Origin of the sequence: Rhizobium chutanense, from assembly GCF_002531935.1 — a bacterium.
Taxonomy (GTDB): domain Bacteria; phylum Pseudomonadota; class Alphaproteobacteria; order Rhizobiales; family Rhizobiaceae; genus Rhizobium; species Rhizobium chutanense.
The window spans coordinates 495,908-512,775 of the sequence record NZ_NWSV01000001.1 but is presented as its reverse complement, the minus strand read 5'-3'; the positions used below and the strand labels follow the sequence as shown (position 1 = coordinate 512,775).

16 protein-coding genes are annotated in these 16,868 nt (G+C 62.2%); 10 read left to right on the top strand and 6 right to left on the bottom strand.

Going from position 1 to position 16,868, the window contains the following annotated elements; all coding sequences use genetic code 11:
• The first annotated feature begins 291 nt into the window (after positions 1-291).
• The 4 genes from lhpI to CO666_RS02415 all read left to right on the top strand — a co-directional run bounded on the left by lhpI (position 292) and on the right by CO666_RS02415 (position 5,681).
• Positions 292-1,239 carry a bifunctional Delta(1)-pyrroline-2-carboxylate/Delta(1)-piperideine-2-carboxylate reductase gene (lhpI, locus tag CO666_RS02430; protein ID WP_097610537.1) on the top strand — a complete coding sequence of 316 codons (948 nt, stop codon included), beginning with the start codon at positions 292-294 and terminating at the stop codon, positions 1,237-1,239.
• Positions 1,236-3,701 carry an ATP-dependent helicase HrpB gene (hrpB, locus tag CO666_RS02425; protein WP_097610536.1) on the top strand — a complete coding sequence of 822 codons (2,466 nt, stop codon included), beginning with the start codon at positions 1,236-1,238 and terminating at the stop codon, positions 3,699-3,701. Before lhpI ends, hrpB begins: the two co-directional genes overlap by 4 nt.
• Positions 3,702-3,724: 23 nt before the next feature.
• Entirely contained in the window at positions 3,725-5,035 is a 1,311-nt protein-coding gene (locus CO666_RS02420; protein WP_097610574.1) for an ActS/PrrB/RegB family redox-sensitive histidine kinase, read from the top strand.
• Between the two features lie 67 nt (positions 5,036-5,102).
• Positions 5,103-5,681, top strand: coding sequence for an ActR/PrrA/RegA family redox response regulator transcription factor (locus CO666_RS02415; protein ID WP_085735428.1), 579 nt, complete (start codon positions 5,103-5,105; stop codon positions 5,679-5,681).
• Between the two features lie 236 nt (positions 5,682-5,917).
• Here the strand turns inward: CO666_RS02415 and CO666_RS02410 are convergent, their stop codons facing one another.
• A complete protein-coding gene (locus CO666_RS02410; protein WP_085735426.1) occupies positions 5,918-6,412 on the bottom strand; it encodes an MmcB family DNA repair protein in 495 nt (164 codons plus the stop codon).
• A 180-nt stretch (positions 6,413-6,592) separates the two neighbouring features.
• Between CO666_RS02410 and CO666_RS02405 the strand changes: the two genes are divergently transcribed.
• Positions 6,593-7,276: a L,D-transpeptidase gene (locus tag CO666_RS02405; RefSeq protein ID WP_097610535.1), complete on the top strand. Its 684-nt coding sequence runs from the start codon at positions 6,593-6,595 to the stop codon at positions 7,274-7,276.
• 63 nt (positions 7,277-7,339) lie between these two features.
• Here CO666_RS02405 and CO666_RS02400 read toward each other — a convergent pair whose 3' ends face one another.
• The 5 genes from CO666_RS02400 to hslV form a co-directional block, all read right to left on the bottom strand.
• Complete coding sequence (locus CO666_RS02400; protein WP_097610534.1) at positions 7,340-9,511, bottom strand: malate synthase G; 2,172 nt, start codon at positions 9,509-9,511, stop codon at positions 7,340-7,342.
• An 85-nt stretch (positions 9,512-9,596) separates the two neighbouring features.
• Positions 9,597-11,009 (bottom strand): cytochrome P450, encoded by a 1,413-nt coding sequence (locus CO666_RS02395; protein ID WP_097610533.1) that lies wholly within the window; start codon positions 11,007-11,009, stop codon positions 9,597-9,599.
• Positions 11,010-11,056: 47 nt separating this feature from the next.
• On the bottom strand, positions 11,057-12,004 hold the full coding sequence (locus CO666_RS02390) for a DUF1402 family protein (RefSeq protein ID WP_097610532.1): 948 nt from the start codon (positions 12,002-12,004) through the stop codon (positions 11,057-11,059).
• Positions 12,005-12,190: 186 nt separating this feature from the next.
• Positions 12,191-13,498, bottom strand: a complete 1,308-nt coding sequence (gene hslU, locus CO666_RS02385; RefSeq protein WP_097610531.1) for an ATP-dependent protease ATPase subunit HslU — start codon at positions 13,496-13,498, stop codon at positions 12,191-12,193.
• Positions 13,499-13,601: 103 nt separating this feature from the next.
• A complete protein-coding gene (gene hslV, locus CO666_RS02380) occupies positions 13,602-14,129 on the bottom strand; it encodes an ATP-dependent protease subunit HslV (protein ID WP_085735416.1) in 528 nt (175 codons plus the stop codon).
• Between the two features lie 176 nt (positions 14,130-14,305).
• Here hslV and hisB point away from each other — a divergent pair, with 176 nt between their 5' ends.
• The 5 genes from hisB to CO666_RS02355 are packed head-to-tail and all read left to right on the top strand — an operon-like array spanning position 14,306 to position 16,864.
• The gene (hisB, locus tag CO666_RS02375) at positions 14,306-14,914 is read left to right on the top strand and encodes an imidazoleglycerol-phosphate dehydratase HisB (RefSeq protein WP_010033258.1); all 609 of its coding nucleotides are present in this window, start codon (positions 14,306-14,308) and stop codon (positions 14,912-14,914) included.
• 22 nt (positions 14,915-14,936) lie between these two features.
• Complete coding sequence (locus CO666_RS02370) at positions 14,937-15,422, top strand: DUF2628 domain-containing protein (protein ID WP_097610530.1); 486 nt, start codon at positions 14,937-14,939, stop codon at positions 15,420-15,422.
• A 2-nt stretch (positions 15,423-15,424) separates the two neighbouring features.
• Positions 15,425-16,075: an imidazole glycerol phosphate synthase subunit HisH gene (hisH, locus tag CO666_RS02365; protein ID WP_097610529.1), complete on the top strand. Its 651-nt coding sequence runs from the start codon at positions 15,425-15,427 to the stop codon at positions 16,073-16,075.
• 52 nt (positions 16,076-16,127) lie between these two features.
• Entirely contained in the window at positions 16,128-16,310 is a 183-nt protein-coding gene (locus CO666_RS02360; protein WP_097610528.1) for a hypothetical protein, read from the top strand.
• Positions 16,307-16,864 (top strand): hypothetical protein, encoded by a 558-nt coding sequence (locus CO666_RS02355; RefSeq protein WP_097610527.1) that lies wholly within the window; start codon positions 16,307-16,309, stop codon positions 16,862-16,864. Before CO666_RS02360 ends, CO666_RS02355 begins: the two co-directional genes overlap by 4 nt.
• Positions 16,865-16,868 lie beyond the last annotated feature (4 nt).

Genomic DNA, 16,868 nt, shown 5'->3' with positions numbered 1-16,868 from the left:
GTGGGCTTATAGAACTATCCCCTTTTCCAAGTCAACACACCAATCAAAAGTTTTTTGACAATTTTGTAACAGGTTGAAAATGAAGGGTTTTTAGCGCTGCCTTCCAGAAACTACGAAAAATTGCCGCCGATCGGGCGGTTTTGCGGATTCGTTTTCGCCGAATTCCCAGGGAATGGGTTCGGCGATGGAGACAATCCCCATATGGGGAGCCTGAGCGGGAAATCCAGGTCGCTTGCCTATGGTATGTCTCACTCGCTAATTTGGCGGCGAAGACCAATACGGGAGTTAAGAATGCTTGTCCTCGATGAACAACAGACGCGCGCAGCCCTGCCCTGGCCGGAACTGATCGAGGCGATCGCCCGCATGTTCCAGAGCGAATGCGTGATGCCGGTGCGCCATCACCATGACATGGATGTGCCGGGTGAGGAGAGCGCCACGCTGCTGCTGATGCCGGCCTGGGTTCCAGGACGCTATGCCGGGGTCAAGACCGTCTCGGTCTTTCCAGGCAATATGCGGCGCGGCCTGCCGGCAATCTTCGGAACCTATCTTCTTTCCTCCGGTGCCACCGGCGAGATGCTGGCCGCGATCGACGGCGGCGAACTGACGGCGCGGCGGACGGCGGCGGCATCGGCGCTGGCGGCCCGCTATCTCGCCCGCCCGGATGCGGAGGAGATGCTCGTCTGCGGAACCGGTCGGCTGTCACTCAACCTGATGTTCGCCCATGGCACGACCCGGCCGATCAAGCGGTACCGGGTCTGGGGTCGCAACGGCCAAGCGGCGGAAAAGATCGCGGCCGAAGCGCGGGCGCTCGGTCTCGATGCCGAGGCGGTCGCCGATGCGCAAGCCGCGGCACGCACGGCCGACATCATTTCCTGCGCCACGCTTGCCAGCGAGCCGCTGATATCGGGCGAATGGCTGAAACCCGGCGCCCATCTCGATCTCATCGGCGCCTTCAAGCCGAGCATGCGCGAAAGCGACGACGAGGCCATCCGCCGCGCGTCGGTCTATGTCGATACCCGCGCCGGCGCCCTCAGCGAGGCGGGCGACATCGTCCAGCCGCTGAAAAGCGGCGTGTTGAAGGAAAGCGACATAAAAGCGGAGCTTGCCGAACTCGTCAGCGGCGCCCATGGCGGGCGAAGCCATGATGCCGAGATCACGCTGTTCAAGTCGGTCGGCGCCGCACTCGAAGATCTCGCCGGCGCCATTCTCGCCTATGAGACGGTGGCGGGCCGCCAGTGACGTTCAGTGCATCCTTGCCGGATCTTCCGGTTTCCCATGTCCTGCCGGCGGTCGGCGCCGCCCTGGCCGAGCGGGGACGCGCCGTTCTTTCCGCACCGCCCGGCGCCGGCAAGACGACGCTGGTGCCGCTTTACCTGCTCGACCAGGCCTGGCGCGGAAACGGCAAGATCATCCTGCTGGAGCCGCGGCGGCTGGCGGCGCGGGCGGCGGCAAGCCGGATGGCATCGCTGATCGGCGAACAGGTCGGCGGCACGGTCGGCTATCGTATGCGCCTCGACAACAGGATATCGGCGGCGACACGGATCGAGGTGGTGACCGAAGGGGTTTTTGCCCGGATGATCCTCGACGATCCGGAACTGACCGGTGTCTCGGCGGTGATCTTCGACGAATTCCACGAGCGTTCGCTCGATGCCGATTTTGGGCTGGCGCTGGCACTCGATGTCCAGTCGGCGCTGCGCGAGGATCTGCGTATCCTGGTGATGTCGGCGACGCTCGACGTCGGCCGCGTGGCCGCCCTGCTCGACCATCCGCCCGTCATCGAAAGCCTGGGACGCAGCTTTCCGATCGATATCCGCTACCAGGACCGGCCGGGCGGCGAACGCATCGAGGATGCGGTCACGCGGGCGATCCTCGATGCGCATGCCGATGAGACCGGCTCGATCCTCGCTTTCCTGCCCGGCCAGGCGGAAATCACCCGGACGGTCGAACGCCTGCAGGGACGATTCGGCGCCGAAACGCTGATTGCGCCGCTCTACGGCAATCTCAGCCAGAAGGATCAGGATGCGGCGATCCGCCCGGCATCCACGGGAACGCGCAAGATCGTGCTGGCCACCTCGATTGCCGAAACCTCGATCACCATCGACGGCGTCAGGATCGTGATCGACAGCGGGCTGCAGCGCCTGCCGGTCTTCGAGGCGTCGACCGGGATCACGCGGCTGGAGACGGTGCGCGTGTCGCGGGCGTCCGCCGATCAGCGGGCCGGCCGCGCCGGACGAACGGAACCGGGTATCGCCATCAGGCTGTGGCATCAGGGCCAGACAGCGGCACTGCCGGCCTTCACACCGCCGCAGATCCTGTCCAGCGATCTTTCCGGCCTGGTGCTCGATCTCGCCCATTGGGGCGTGCAGGATCCGGCATCGTTTGCCTTCGTCGATCAGCCGCCGGAAACGACGCTCAGGGAAGCGCGGCTTCTGCTTGGCCAGCTCGGCGCGCTCGACAAGGACGGCGCACTGACGGCGCGCGGCAAGGTGATGCGCGATCTCGCCTTGCCGCCGCGGCTTGCCGCCATGGTCGTATCGTCGGGCGAATCGGGCCATGCCCGCGATGCGGCGATGATCGCCGTGCTTCTCACCGAACAGGGGCTTGGCGGAACGAGCATCGATATCGAGGACCGGCTGCGGCGCTTCAAGGCCGAGCGCGGCGAGAGAGCCGACGCCTCGCGGCGGCTGGCTGGGCGGCTGGCGAGCGGCCTCGACAGCGTTGCCGCAACGGCGCCGGCGCTTGCGGGCCAGCTTTTGTTGCACGCATTCCCGGACCGAATCGCGCTTCAGCGCGGCGGGCGCGGCCGATTCGTGATGGCGAACGGGCGCGGTGCGGAGCTGCCGGAAACCGAGAGGCTGGCCGGCAGCCAGATGCTCGTCATCGCCGATCTCACCGGACGAGCGGCGCAGGCGCGGATTCTGGCGGCAGCCGAGGTGACGCGCGGCGACATCGACGCCGAGCTGCCGGGCGAGATCAAAACCGGCGATCAGATCTTCTTCGACCGGCAAAGCCGGCAGGTCAGGGCGCGGCGAGCAACCCGGCTCGGTGCCATCGTCTTCGACGAGACGCCTTTGCCGCGACCTTCCGGGGCTGCGGTCACCCAGGCGCTGGTGGAGGGGGTGCGCGAACTGGGGCTCGATCAGCTGGCCTTCTCGAAGGAGGCCGTGCAGCTTCGCGAGCGGATCGGATTTCTTCACCGGACGATCGGCGATCCCTGGCCGGATGTCGGCGACGATGCCCTGCTTTCCCGGCTGGACGACTGGTTCGGCCCGTTTCAGACGGAGGCCCGCGGCCTTTCCGAGATTTCCGCGGCCGGGCTTTCGAATGGGCTGATGTCCCTGGTGCCGCACGAGTTGCAACGCGACCTTAGCCGGCTGGCACCGACCCATTTCGAAGCGCCGACCGGCCAAAGGCATCCGATCCAATATGAGGGTGAGGAGCCGGTGCTGACGATCCGCGTGCAGGAGCTGTTCGGATTGAAGCAGCACCCGGCGATCGCCGGAGGCCGCCTGCCGCTGCTGCTCGAACTCACCTCGCCGGCGCATCGGCCGATCCAGACGACACGTGACCTGCCGGGCTTCTGGGCCGGCTCGTGGAGGGATGTGCGCGCCGATATGCGCGGCCGTTATCCCCGGCATCCCTGGCCGGAGCGGCCCGAGGAGGCGCTGCCGACGACACGGGCAAAACCGCGTGGTACATGAGAGCCATCCAAGGAGCCCTCGGCATGATTGACAAGACGGAAAGCCATGCGCAGGAGGACCGGCACAGCAGCCGCAGGCTGCGCCTGCAGACGCTGGTGCGGCTACGCTGGCTTGCGGTCGGCGGCCAGGCGCTGACGGTGTTCATCGTGGCCTTCTGGCTGAAATTTCCCTTGCCGCTGATTGCCAGCTCGTCGCTGATCGCCGCCCTTGCCTGGGTGAATTTCTACCTGACGATCCGCTATCCGCCGACGCACCGGTTGGAACCGCCGGCCGCCTTTGCGCTGCTTGGCTTCGATCTTCTGCAGCTCTGCGCGCTGCTCTTCATCACCGGCGGCCTTGCCAATCCGTTCGCAGCGCTTGTCTGCGTGCCGGTTATCATTTCCTTTGCCTCGCAGCCCATCCGTTACAGCACGGCGCTGATCGGCTTTGCGATGGTCTGCATCACGGTGCTCGCCTTTTCGCCCTTTCCGCTGCCGTGGTTCGACGGCGTCGAGATCAACGTCCACAATGTCATGCAGTTTGGTGTCTGGTGCTCGATTGCCTCGACGATGGCCTTCGCCGCCTTCTACGCCTATCGCGTTTCGATGGAGGCAAGCCAACTTGCCGATGCGCTGGCGGCAACCGAACTGGTGCTGCAGCGGGAAAAACATCTTTCGCAGCTCGACGGACTGGCAGCCGCAGCCGCCCACGAGCTCGGCACGCCGCTCGCGACGATTAGCGTCGTCGCCAAGGAAATGGAGCGGGAACTCAAAGACGACGATCGTTTCCGCGAGGACGTGATGCTGCTGCGCAGCCAGAGCGAACGCTGCCGCGACATCCTGCGGCGGCTGACGACACTCTCCTCCGAAGGCGAGGCACATATGCGTCGCCTGCCGCTTTCCTCGATGATCGAGGAGATCGTGGCACCCCACCGGGAATTCGGCATCACGCTCGAGCTGATCGAAAAGACCCCGCGCAAGGACGAGCCGGTGACCGACCGCAACGCGGGTATCATGTACGGGCTCGGCAATCTGATCGAAAACGCCGTCGACTATGCGCGGGAGAAAGTGATCGTCACCGTCGAGCATGATCACGATAAAGTGCTGATCGTCATCGAGGACGACGGCAACGGCTATGCTCCCGACATTCTGACCCGGATCGGCGAGCCTTATGTGACCAAAAGGCAGAAAGAGGATACGGCCGGCGGCCTCGGTCTCGGACTTTTCATCGCCAAGACGCTGCTGGAGCGCTCCGGCGCATCGCTGATCTTCGAGAATCGCGACCCGGAAAGTGCGGGCGCACGGATCCGAATCGAATGGCCGCGCATGCTGATCGACGCAAATTCGACAAAATGACTTTGTCGGCATAAACAGAATAGAGCGGTTGACACAGATCGGGCGTTCAACCGCCGGGACCGAGACGATGACAGAACAGAATCATGAAAATTTCGCCGCGTCTGATGAAGACCATATCGGCCCTGACGCCAGCCTGCTGATCGTCGACGACGACGGACCGTTCCTGCGCCGCCTCGCCCGGGCGATGGAGACGCGCGGCTTCCAGGTCGAGACGGCCGAATCGGTAGCGGAAGGCGTCGCGAAATCGAAAGGCCGCCCGCCGAAATATGCGGTGGTCGATCTCAGGCTCGGCGACGGCAACGGGCTCGACGTCATCGAAGCCATCCGCCAGAAGCGCGACGACACCAGGATCATCGTGCTGACCGGCTACGGCAATATCGCAACGGCGGTGACGGCCGTGAAACTCGGCGCCGTCGATTACCTGGCAAAGCCCGCGGATGCCGACGACGTGTTTTCGGCGTTGACGCAGCGGGCCGGCGAAAAGGCGGAGCTTCCCGAGAATCCGATGTCGGCCGACCGGGTGCGCTGGGAGCACATTCAACGGGTCTATGAAATGTGTGAGCGCAATGTTTCGGAAACGGCGCGCCGGCTCAACATGCACCGGCGGACGCTGCAGCGCATCCTTGCCAAACGCGCGCCGAAATAGGCCGCGGGATCAGAGCGGTTCAGTTATCACGGAAGCGCAGAACCGCTCTAACTTTTTTGTTTTTGCGCAATTCCGGACGGAAAACCGCTTCGCACTTTTGCTGGAATTGCTCTAAAGCGCGTCGCAATCTTTCAGATTCGCTCCTCGCGCTTTAGGTCTTTGTTTTACGCATGTCTCGGCAAAAGCGTTTCACGCTTTGCCGGGCAAAACCGCTGCACACTTTTGCGCGACATGCTCTAGACATCATCCACGGTAAACGGCTTTCCGCTCGCCCATTCGGCCATCATCAGCCGTTGCGCGGCGGCGCGCGAGAAATTGAGCGTGACGGATTTGCGTGTGGCGGGCGCCATGCGGTGTTCCGGCGCTTCGCGAATCATGTGGGCGCCATAACCGTCCGACAGGAAGAGCCCGCACTCCTCGGGAAAGATGTCGAGCGGCACGTCCTTGTGGGTCGCGAAGAACAGGCGGTCGCAATGCAGCCTGTATTCCGGCCATTTGCGATCCACCCGGAAATCCTCGATCGACGTCTTGATTTCGATGATCCAGACTTCGCCCTTTTCCGAAAGCGTGATCAAATCGGCACGGCGGCCGCTGGCCAGCGGCAGTTCAGGCAGCACGGCGTGGCGCATTTCATGCAGTAAAATCTGCGTTCCCCGCCGCACCATCATGGCCCTGTCCGATTGCCGGCCGTCGATTAACGGATTGTTATTGTAAACGCTCAAAATCGTCATGGATAACCGTCGCAGGGGCTAGCGTGTTGTTGCAAAAAAACCATGCGCTTCTAATTTGCGCCGCAGACGGATTTGTCGCGCCGCAGTAGCCTTGCAAAGCGCAAGTTAATCGAAAATAAACCATAATCAACGATGGTCGAAAGACTGTTTCTCCCTGCCCCAAAACTTCAAGAGTCATCTATGCGCATCCGCAATGCATTCCCTGTATTTGGCCTGCTGACAACGCTAGCACTGGCCGGCTGCTCCACCAGTTCCGATAGCGCATCCGTCGACGACAAGGGCGCAGGCCCGACGGTACAGACAGCTCAAATCTTCAACGACGCCTATGGCGTGACGAAGGATGCCGGATACTCTCTGCCGGCGATCCCGATCGACAGGGTCAAGCCGCAGTTCCGCCGCCAGGTCGTGAGCTACCAGACCACCGAGCGCCCCGGCACGATCATCGTCAACACGCGCGAGCGCTTCCTCTATTATATCCTCGCCAACGGCAAGGCGATGCGCTACGGCATCGGCGTCGGCAAGCAGGGCTTCGCATGGGCCGGCACCGCCTACGTCGCCTGGAAGCAGGAATGGCCGACCTGGCACCCGCCGAAGGAAATGGCTGTCCGCCGTCCTGACGTCGCCAAATACGTCGAAGACGGCATGGGCCCGGGTCTCACCAATCCGCTCGGCGCACGCGCCATGTATCTCTTCAACGAGGACGGCAAGGACACGCTGTTCCGCCTGCACGGCACGCCGGAATGGGCTTCGATCGGCACCGCCGCTTCCTCGGGGTGCATTCGCCTGATGAACCAGGATGTCATCGACCTCTACAGCCGCGTGCGTCCCGGCAAGGGCACGTCCAAGGTCATCGTCATTCAGTAAGGTAGATACCGAATTCGGTATAAAAAAGGCCGCCGGGACGTCGTTCCGGCGGCCTTTCCTATTTCAACCGGCCTGCTGTGCCTTGAGCTCGAGGCGGCGGCGGTGAAGCACCGGCTCGGTGTAGCCGTTCGGCTGCTCCCTGCCCTTCAGGACGAGATCGAGGGCCGCCTGGAAGGCAATCGAGCCGTCGAAATTGCCGGCCATTGGCCGATAGGCGGGGTCCTGCTCGTTCTGCCGGTCGACGACGGCGGCCATGCGCCTCATCGTTTCGACGATCTCTGCCTCGGTGACGACCCTATGATGCAGCCAGTTCGCCATATGCTGGGCCGAAATGCGCAATGTGGCGCGGTCTTCCATCAGGCCGACATTGTTGATGTCGGGCACCTTCGAGCAGCCGACACCCTGGTCGACCCAGCGCACGACGTAGCCGAGGATACCCTGGGCATTGTTGTCGAGTTCGCGCTGGATTTCCTCCGCTGTCCAGTTCGGCCGCACCGCCACCGGTACGGAGAGAATGTCGAAGAGCTTGGCACGGGCCCGGTCCTTCAATCCCTGCTGGACTCGGGCGACATTGACCCGGTGATAATGCGTGGCGTGCAGGGTCGCAGCCGTCGGCGACGGCACCCAGGCGGTGTTGGCGCCGGCCTTCGGGTGGGCGATCTTCTGCTCCAGCATCGCCGCCATCAGATCGGGCATCGCCCACATGCCCTTGCCGATCTGGGCATGGCCGGAAAGGCCGCATTCGAGGCCAATGTCGACGTTCCAGTTCTCATAGGCGGAAATCCAGGCTGCCTGGCGCATGTCGCCCTTGCGAATCATCGGGCCGGCTTCCATCGAGGTGTGAATCTCGTCGCCGGTGCGATCGAGGAAGCCGGTATTGATGAAGACGACGCGCTCGCGGGCGGCGCGGATGCATTCCTTGAGATTGACCGTCGTGCGGCGCTCCTCATCCATGATGCCCATCTTGATGGTATTGCGCGCCAGCCCAAGCGCATCTTCGACCCGCGAGAAGATCTCGACGGCGAAGGCGACTTCCTCCGGCCCATGCATCTTCGGCTTGACCACATACATGGAGCCGGCGCGGGAATTCTTCTTCCGGCCGGCCGGGCCGATATCGTAAAGGGCGATCAGGCCGGTAATGACGGCATCCATGATGCCTTCGGGCACTTCGTTCCCATCGCTGTCGAGGATCGCAGGATTGGTCATGAGGTGGCCGACGTTGCGCACCAGCATCAACGAGCGGCGATGCAGCTCGAACGAAGCGCCGTCCGGGCCGGCATAGTCCAGATCCGGATTGAGCTTGCGGACGAAACTCGCCCCGCCCTTTGCCACTTCTTCCTGCAGATCGCCCTTCATCAGGCCGAGCCAGTTGCGATAGACGGTGACCTTGTCCTCGGCATCGACGGCCGCGATCGAATCCTCGCAGTCCATGATCGTGGTGATGGCCGATTCCAGCCAGACGTCGGAAATATGAGCCGGATCGGACTTGCCGATCGCCGTCGTCGCATCGATGACGATTTCGATATGGATGCCGTTGTTCTTCAGGAGAATATGCGTCGGGGCGGCAGCATCGCCGCGATAGCCGGCAAAGTGCCCACCATCCTTCAGCATGGCCTGCTCTCCATCGACCGATCTGATGGCGAGTGCTCCATCCTTGACGACCAAACTGCCGACGTCCTTCCAGCTGCTATCCTGCAGCGGCGTCGCCATATCGAGGAAATCGCGCACCCAGGCGATCACCTTCTCGCCACGCTTCGGATTGTAACCCTTGCCCTTTTCAGCGCCGTCGCTTTCGGAAATGGCGTCGGTGCCATAGAGCGCATCGTAGAGCGAACCCCAGCGGGCATTGGCGGCATTGAGCGCATAGCGGGCATTCATGACCGGAACGACCAGCTGCGGGCCAGCGATCGAGGCGATCTCGGGATCGACATTCTGGGTCGAAACCTGGAAGTCCGATCCCTCCGGCAGGAGATAGCCGATCCCGCGGAGGAAGGACTGGTAATCATCCATATCGGTCGGAGCGCCGTGCTGGCGATACCAGTCGTCGATCTTGAGCTGCAGTTCGTCGCGTTTTTTCAACAGCGCCCGGTTCTTAGGCGCGAGATCATGGACGATCGCTGAAAAATCGGCAAAGAACTTGTCCGCATCGACTGCCAGCCCCGGCAGCACCTCCCGGGTCAGGAAATCATGAAGGACGGTTTCGACGGCAAGACCGTTCTTGTCAACGCGGCTCATGCGGCATTCTCCCTGGCAACGACTTTGAATGCTGCCACTTTGCCCGGCTTTCATTCACAGTCAATTCCGCAATAATTCGAAAGATTTATGCCGCTCGGGAAACTATACGCGGCGTCACGTGCATCGGCAGCCCGTTCTGCGGCTGCGTCGTCAGCTTCTGCACCGGCCAGGGATGCGTCGTTTCCGTCTGGTCGAAGCGAAACCGGTGCATCATTACCGCCAGTGCGATTACCGCCTCCTGCAGCGCGAAGGTCGCGCCGATGCAGACGCGCGGGCCGGCGCCGAAGGGCAGGAACTGGAAGCGGCCGATACTGCCGCGATTTTCCGGCAGGAACCGTTCCGGCATATAGGCGCGCGGCTTTTCCCAGTACAGTTCGTGGCGATGCAGGGTCCAGGGCATGATGAGCACGGTGATATCGGCCGGTATTTCGACCTTCTCGCCCTTCGCATTCGTCCAGACGTCATCGGTGATTGCGGCGCGATTGATCGAAGGGGCCGGCGGATAAAGCCTGAGAGCCTCTTCAAAGGCTGCCCGGGTCACAGGCATCAGATCCAGCCATTCCACCGGCTCGGCGCCGGTTGCGAGAACGGCGTCGATTTCCGTTTCCATCGCCTCGCGGATATGCGGGCTGTTGGCCACACAATAGAGCGTCCAGGCCAGTGCACGCGCGGTCGTCTCGTGTCCGGCGCCGATGAAGGTCAGGATATTGTCCTCGATCTCCTCTTTGGTCAGGCCGTCGGGGCCGGCCTGCTCCAGAAGCAGCGTCAGAAAATCGTCCGGTGCGGCGGCGCGATCGGCCTTCATCTTCGCCAGACGCATATCCATGGTGTCGCGCACGATCGCCCTGAATTTCTCCAGCACCTTCTGGCCGCCGATGCGCGTGAGGCGCGGCACCCAGGAGGGCGCACGCAGCAAATCCATCGGGTCGATGCGGCCCATGCGATGGAGAAGCTGGTTGACGTCGTCGGCAAAATGGCCGCTCGAGGAAACGATTTCGCCGGAGAAAAGCGTTTCGGCAAGAATCGCAAAGGTGAGGTCGGTCATATCACTGGCGATATCGAAGACCCGGCCCGCCGAACCGGCACCCTCATATTTGCCGACAAAATTTTCCGATTGCTGCAGCATCTGGCCGGCGAAACCTTTGGCGTGGCGCGGCGTGAAAACAGGGGCAACCGCCTTTCGCGACCGTTTCCAGACCTGGCCCTCCGCCGTCAGCAGGCCGTCGCGCAGGATCGGCCGCAAGACAAGTTGGCGTATGTCGGACATGCGATAGTTGTTAGCGTTGTCGACCAGCACATGCTTGATCAGGCCGGGATCGTTGACGATCAAGGTATGTTGCCCGAAGAAGCTCGTCTTGATCCAAGGCAGCGTATAGGACGGTTCGCCCCAGAGCTCGAGCGGATTGCGCAAGATGATGCGGATGATATCAAGCCGGCTCGGCGGCACGGTGCGCGGCAGCGGTGCCGGCGGAACGAAGGGATCAGGACGCATGTCCATCGTCAAACCTTTCGGGGAAGATCGGCGTCTTCCCGGCAAGCTTGAAGCTAGAGCAGGCCCTTGAGTTCGTCCAGCTTGTCGTTGATCAGCCAGCCGTAATAATTCTCCTCGGGCCAAACGGTCGCACCGGAAGAGCGGTTTTTCGCCGCGAGTGCCGCGGCACGCTGACGGGAATTGCCGACATTATACAGCGTCGCCGTCAGGCCGGGATTGCCCGAGATGTCCATGCCGGCGATCTCCTTGTAATCGTCGATCGACCGGCGGATCGAGGCCGCGACGAAGGCGAGCGAGATATCGGGATCCATGATCGCCTTATAGACGTCGCCGGCATTCTTCTCGTTCAGCTTCGGATAACCCGAGACCCGGCTGACGAGATCGGAGAGCATCAGCGCCGTCAGTGGATTGACCTGGCCGAGGCCGAAGGTCTGGCCGGCATAGAACGGCTGGAAGAAGACCGCGCTGAAACGGTTGTTGGGGAAGCTCTCGCCACCCACCGTCTTGCCGCGGAAATCGCTTTCCCAGACATCTTCGCGGCAGGTCCAGAGGGTGTAGGAATCACTCTTTCCCTTGCACTGCGCAAATTGCGGCCGCGCCACGAAATCATCGACGTTTTCGCCATTATAGGCGAAGCGGAAGCTTTCCCCGGCATAGGATGCGGCCTTGACGTAATAGGCCTGCAGCCGGTCGTAGGCGTCGACATTATAGGTGTGTTCGCCGACGATCGCGCCGACGACATGGATCGGATTGATGCCGTAAGCGCTGGAGACCTTGCGGATCTTGCCCATCAGCTCGCGATCGGTCGCCAGAAGCTCATGGACCTTTTCATATTTCAGATCGAAACTGCTCTTGGTTCCCTTGGTTCGCCGGACGGACGCGCCTGGAATATCGGGTTGCTCGGCATGACGGTTGCCCGCCGGCACCGTCTGCATGGCGAAGGCAGGCGCCGAGTTCACCAGGGCAGCGGCAATCAAAAGGCTTGTCAAAAGGCGTCGCACGATCCGCTATCCCCGTTCCATCGTCCTGCTTGCGATGCGGCTGACTGGACCAGAATCTTGGCCGAATAAAGCCGGAGCGGAAAACAAAACGGGCCTTCACTAAAAAGGAAAAGGCCCGCTGTCGAGAGTGGAGTTGGTCACGATCCGGCATTCACATCGGGAAAGACATGGACCGGTGCGCCGAAATCACAGAATGAAGCGCGACAGATCGGTATTCTGCGCGAGATCGCCGACATGTTCGCGCACATAGGCCGCGTCGATAGTGATCGCCGTACCGCCGCGATCCGGCGCGTTGTAGGAAATGTCGTCGAGGACCCGTTCCATCACCGTCTGCAGGCGGCGGGCGCCGATGTTCTCGACGGAAGAGTTCAGGTGCACGGCGACATCGGCCAGCGCATCGATCGCGTCGTCGGTGAATTCGAGGCTCAGGCGTTCGGTTTCCATCAGCGCGCGATACTGGCGGATAAGGCTTGCTTCCGTCTCGGTCAGGATCCGGCGGAAATCCTCCTTGTTCAGCGCACGCAATTCGACACGGATCGGCAGGCGGCCCTGCAGCTCGGGCAGAAGATCGGAGGGTTTGGAGACATGGAAGGCGCCCGACGCGATGAAGAGGATGTGGTCGGTCTTCACAGGCCCGTATTTGGTCGAGACCGTCGTGCCTTCGACGAGCGGCAGCAGGTCGCGCTGCACACCTTCGCGCGAAACGCCGGCGCCCATGCCGCCGTCGCGGGCGGCGATCTTGTCGATTTCGTCGAGGAAGACGATACCGTCATTCTCGGTGGAGCGAACGGCCTCGCGCTGGATCACCTCATTGTCGATCAGCTTGTCCGATTCATCGCGGATCAGGTCAGTGTAGGAGGCTTTGACCGTGGTGCGGACCTTCTTGGTGCGTCCGCCCATCGCCTTACCGAACATTTCCGACAGATTGAGCACGCCGATATTGGCGCCCGGCATGCCGGGGATTTCGAAGCCTCCCATGCCGGAACCGGCATCAGCCACTTCGATATCGATTTCCTTGTCGTCGAGTTCGCCGTCCCTCAGCTTCTTGCGGAAGCTTTCGCGGGTGGCCGGCGACGCGGTGGTGCCGACCAGCGCATCGAGAACACGCTCCTCGGCGCTCACATGCGCCTTGGCCTGAACCTCGGCCCGCTTCTTTTCGCGCACCAGGCCGATGCCGACCTCGACCAGATCGCGGATGATCTGCTCGACATCGCGGCCGACATAGCCGACTTCGGTGAATTTGGTGGCTTCGACCTTGATGAAGGGCGCGCCGGCGAGTTTTGCCAGGCGACGGGAGATCTCGGTCTTGCCGACACCGGTCGGGCCGATCATCAGGATGTTTTTCGGCATGACTTCGTCGCGCAGGCTGGGATCCAGCTGCTGCCGGCGCCAGCGGTTGCGCAGCGCGATCGCGACGGCGCGTTTGGCATCATGCTGGCCGATAATGTAGCGGTCGAGCTCGGAAACGATCTCGCGGGGGGAAAAAGTCGTCATTGCGTATCATTCTCCTGGCGGTCCGGAGCCATCAGCGCCCGGCCGTAATTCGTCATTGGTTGCCTCGGCAGATCAGCCGCGGCGGCAGCCGGAAGGCATCGATTCAGCCTTCGACCTCAAGCGACTCCACCACGATATTGTGGTTGGTGTAGACGCAGATGTCGGCGGCGATATCGAGGGCGCGGCGCGCGATTTCTTCGGCCGATTTGTCGGTATCCATCAGCGCGCGGGCGGCGGCGAAGGCAAAATTGCCGCCCGAACCGATCGCCGTCGTGCCGTGCTCGGGCTCCAGAACGTCGCCGTTGCCGGTGATCGCCAGCGTGATCGACTTGTCGGCGACGAGCATCATGGCTTCGAGATTACGCAGGTATTTGTCGGTGCGCCAGTCCTTGGCGAGCTCGACCGCGGCGCGCATCAGCTGGCCGGGATATTGCTCCAGCTTCTTTTCGAGCCTTTCGAGCAGGGTGAAGGCATCGGCGGTGGCGCCGGCGAAACCGGCGATAACCTCACCCTTGCCGATACGGCGCACCTTGCGGGCATTGCCCTTCATGACGGTCTGGCCGAGGCTCACCTGGCCGTCGCCCGCCATAACCACCTTGCCGCCTTTTCGAACTGTAATGATCGTTGTCATCAAACACCTGTCTGCCCTTGACGCGGGCTACTCCACCAGGCCGCACACCGGCCTTGTTAAGCCCTATGTAAGTGGGGCGGCGCCGTTTGCAAATGGGCCGGCTTTTCTCTTGCGCGGCTTCTGGATATTTGCCGATGCGCCTGATAAGGAACGGCCTTATTCCGATGGAGGGCCAGATGGCCGAGACCGCAGCAAGCCGCACGGGCAGCGTTTCCCGCAAGACCAACGAGACTTCGATTTCGGTTTCCGTCAATCTCGACGGCACCGGCAAATCGAAGATTTCGACCGGTGTCGGCTTCTTCGACCATATGCTCGACCAGCTTTCGCGGCATTCCCTCATCGACATGGAAATCGACGCCAAGGGCGACCTGCATATCGACGACCACCACACGGTCGAGGATACGGGCATCGCCATCGGCCAGGCGATTTCCAAGGCGCTCGGCGACCGGCGCGGCATCACCCGTTATGCTTCGATCGATCTCGCCATGGACGAGACGATGACCAAGGCGGCGGTCGATCTTTCCGGCCGGCCCTTCCTGGTCTGGAACGTCGCCTTCAGCGCGCCGAAGATCGGCACGTTCGACACCGAGCTCGTTCGAGAATTCTTCCAGGCGCTCGCTCAGAATGCCGGCATCACCTTGCATATTCTCAACCATTATGGCGCTAATAATCACCATATTGCCGAGACATGCTTCAAGGCCGTTGCCCGCGCATTGCGCACGGCAACAGAGATCGATCCGAGACAGGCGGGCCGTGTTCCCTCGACCAAGGGCACGCTCGTCTGAGCCCCTCAAGGGAGCGGCGACCATGACATCAAGCTATATCTTCCTGACACCGCCCGGCGGCACGAGCGCCACGCTCGAGGAGACGCGAACCATCCGTGATGGCTTCACCTTTCTCGGCTTCCTGTTTCCATGGGCTTGGCTTCTGGCGCACCGGCTGTGGCTGCATGCGGCCGCGGCCTTTGTGCTGCAGGCGATCGGTGGTGCGCTGACGGACGAGCCGGGTCTGGGGCTCGCGGGCGCGGCAATCATGCTGGGCGTGAATATACTGGTCGGTCTCGAAGGCCAGAATCTCCGCATTCGCAACCTTGCCGCCAAGGGCTGGAACGAAGACGCACTGATTGCAGCCGATAAGCTCGATATTGCCGAGCAGGTCTATTTTGCGGACAAGGCGGTCCCTTCGGGGAGCGACGACACCGTCGCACCGGATTGGCAGAACAAGCCCGGTGCAAACGGCCCGCATGGCCATGCCACATCGCTTGGCCTCTTTGGATTTGAAGGAGGACGCTGAGAATGCGCGTCGCGATTATCGACTATGGTTCCGGCAACCTGCGCTCGGCGACCAAGGCTTTCGAGCGTGCCGCCCGTGAGGCAGGCATCGATGCGCATATCGATCTCACCGACAGGGCGGAGGATGTTGCCGCGGCCGATCGTATCGTGCTTCCCGGCGTCGGCGCCTATGCCGATTGCCGGCGCGGCCTCGATGCCGTGCCCGGGATGGCCGAAGTGCTGATCGAAGCTGTCGAGAAAAAGGCTCGGCCCTTCCTCGGCATCTGCGTCGGCATGCAGCTGATGTCCTCGCGTGGACTGGAAAAGACCGTGACCCACGGCTTCGGCTGGATTCCCGGCGACGTCGTCGAGATGACCCCCGGTGATCCCGCGCTGAAGATCCCGCAGATCGGCTGGAACACGCTCGACCTGAAGCGCGAACATCCGCTCTTCGACGGCATTGCGACGGGATCCGAGGGGCTGCATGCCTATTTCGTGCATTCCTATCATCTTGCCGCCGAAAACGCCGAGGATGTCATCGCCACCGTCGACTATGGCGGCCCGATGACCGCTCTCGTCGGGCGCGACAACATGGTCGGGGCACAATTTCATCCGGAAAAGAGCCAGAAGCTCGGCCTGGCGCTGATCGCCAATTTCCTGCGCTGGAACCCGTAATACCGCCGCCTTATTTCCCCTTTATGGAAACGGCGGAACAGGAGTGCGCTCGATGCCGGCGTCGCGGAAATCAGGCAAGGTGTTCTATAGGCTGAAACCCTCCAGAGAAGGTCTGCCTCCCTTCTCCGACATCCGGCTTGCCGACGGAACGATCATCCGCCGGGTCGATGAGGCCGTTCACAAAAGAGCGCTTTCCAATGCAGCCAAGGCGTTGAAAGAAAGGCTGGACCGATGATCCATGAATTCCTTGCCGGCAACGAGAATTCGCAGCTGCGCGCCAACGGCATCAGCGCCGCCGACATCACCGAAGCCGTGCTGGAATTCTATATCGAGGGCGAGGACGATCTGATCGGGCTGCTTGCCTACGCGCTTTACGAGCGGCAGAAGCGCGATTTCGTCCTCAGCTATCGCAAACGCAATCCCGGCCGTTCGCCCAATGAGGCGGAGCTTGCCGCCGTCGCCAGCAATTATCTCTCGACCGACCTGCGCAATACGCTGCGCGACCGCGCCTCGCAGATCCTGTCGAGTTATGCCGAGACCTATGTCGAGGCGATGGAGCCGGAGATCCGGCTGGCCGCCGTCAACAGTCAGGCGCTGCGCGCGGTGCGCGACATCGAAAAATCGATGAGGCGGCGCCTCGGTTTCTGGCGCCAGGTTCGTGCCGGTTTGACCATCACCCTGCTCCTTCTTCTGCTTTTCGGCGCGGCCACCATTGCCGCTGTCTTTTTCCACTCGGATATCGTAGATGCGTGGAATGCGCTGATGGTATCGACCACTTTACGGACGTAGACGA

Bases quoted from the DNA above. Each gene is read 5' to 3' on its own strand.
- lhpI (WP_097610537.1), top strand. From the start codon at position 292: ATGCTTGTCCTCGATGAACAACAGACGCGCGCAGCCCTGCCCTGGCCG.
- CO666_RS02420 (WP_097610574.1), top strand. From the start codon at position 3,725: ATGATTGACAAGACGGAAAGCCATGCGCAGGAGGACCGGCACAGCAGC.
- CO666_RS02415 (WP_085735428.1), top strand. From the start codon at position 5,103: ATGACAGAACAGAATCATGAAAATTTCGCCGCGTCTGATGAAGACCAT.
- CO666_RS02410 (WP_085735426.1), bottom strand. From the start codon at position 6,412: ATGACGATTTTGAGCGTTTACAATAACAATCCGTTAATCGACGGCCGG.
- CO666_RS02405 (WP_097610535.1), top strand. From the start codon at position 6,593: ATGCGCATCCGCAATGCATTCCCTGTATTTGGCCTGCTGACAACGCTA.
- CO666_RS02400 (WP_097610534.1), bottom strand. From the start codon at position 9,511: ATGAGCCGCGTTGACAAGAACGGTCTTGCCGTCGAAACCGTCCTTCAT.
- CO666_RS02395 (WP_097610533.1), bottom strand. From the start codon at position 11,009: ATGGACATGCGTCCTGATCCCTTCGTTCCGCCGGCACCGCTGCCGCGC.
- hslU (WP_097610531.1), bottom strand. From the start codon at position 13,498: ATGACGACTTTTTCCCCCCGCGAGATCGTTTCCGAGCTCGACCGCTAC.
- hslV (WP_085735416.1), bottom strand. From the start codon at position 14,129: ATGACAACGATCATTACAGTTCGAAAAGGCGGCAAGGTGGTTATGGCG.
- hisB (WP_010033258.1), top strand. From the start codon at position 14,306: ATGGCCGAGACCGCAGCAAGCCGCACGGGCAGCGTTTCCCGCAAGACC.
- CO666_RS02370 (WP_097610530.1), top strand. From the start codon at position 14,937: ATGACATCAAGCTATATCTTCCTGACACCGCCCGGCGGCACGAGCGCC.
- hisH (WP_097610529.1), top strand. From the start codon at position 15,425: ATGCGCGTCGCGATTATCGACTATGGTTCCGGCAACCTGCGCTCGGCG.
- CO666_RS02360 (WP_097610528.1), top strand. From the start codon at position 16,128: ATGCCGGCGTCGCGGAAATCAGGCAAGGTGTTCTATAGGCTGAAACCC.
- CO666_RS02355 (WP_097610527.1), top strand. From the start codon at position 16,307: ATGATCCATGAATTCCTTGCCGGCAACGAGAATTCGCAGCTGCGCGCC.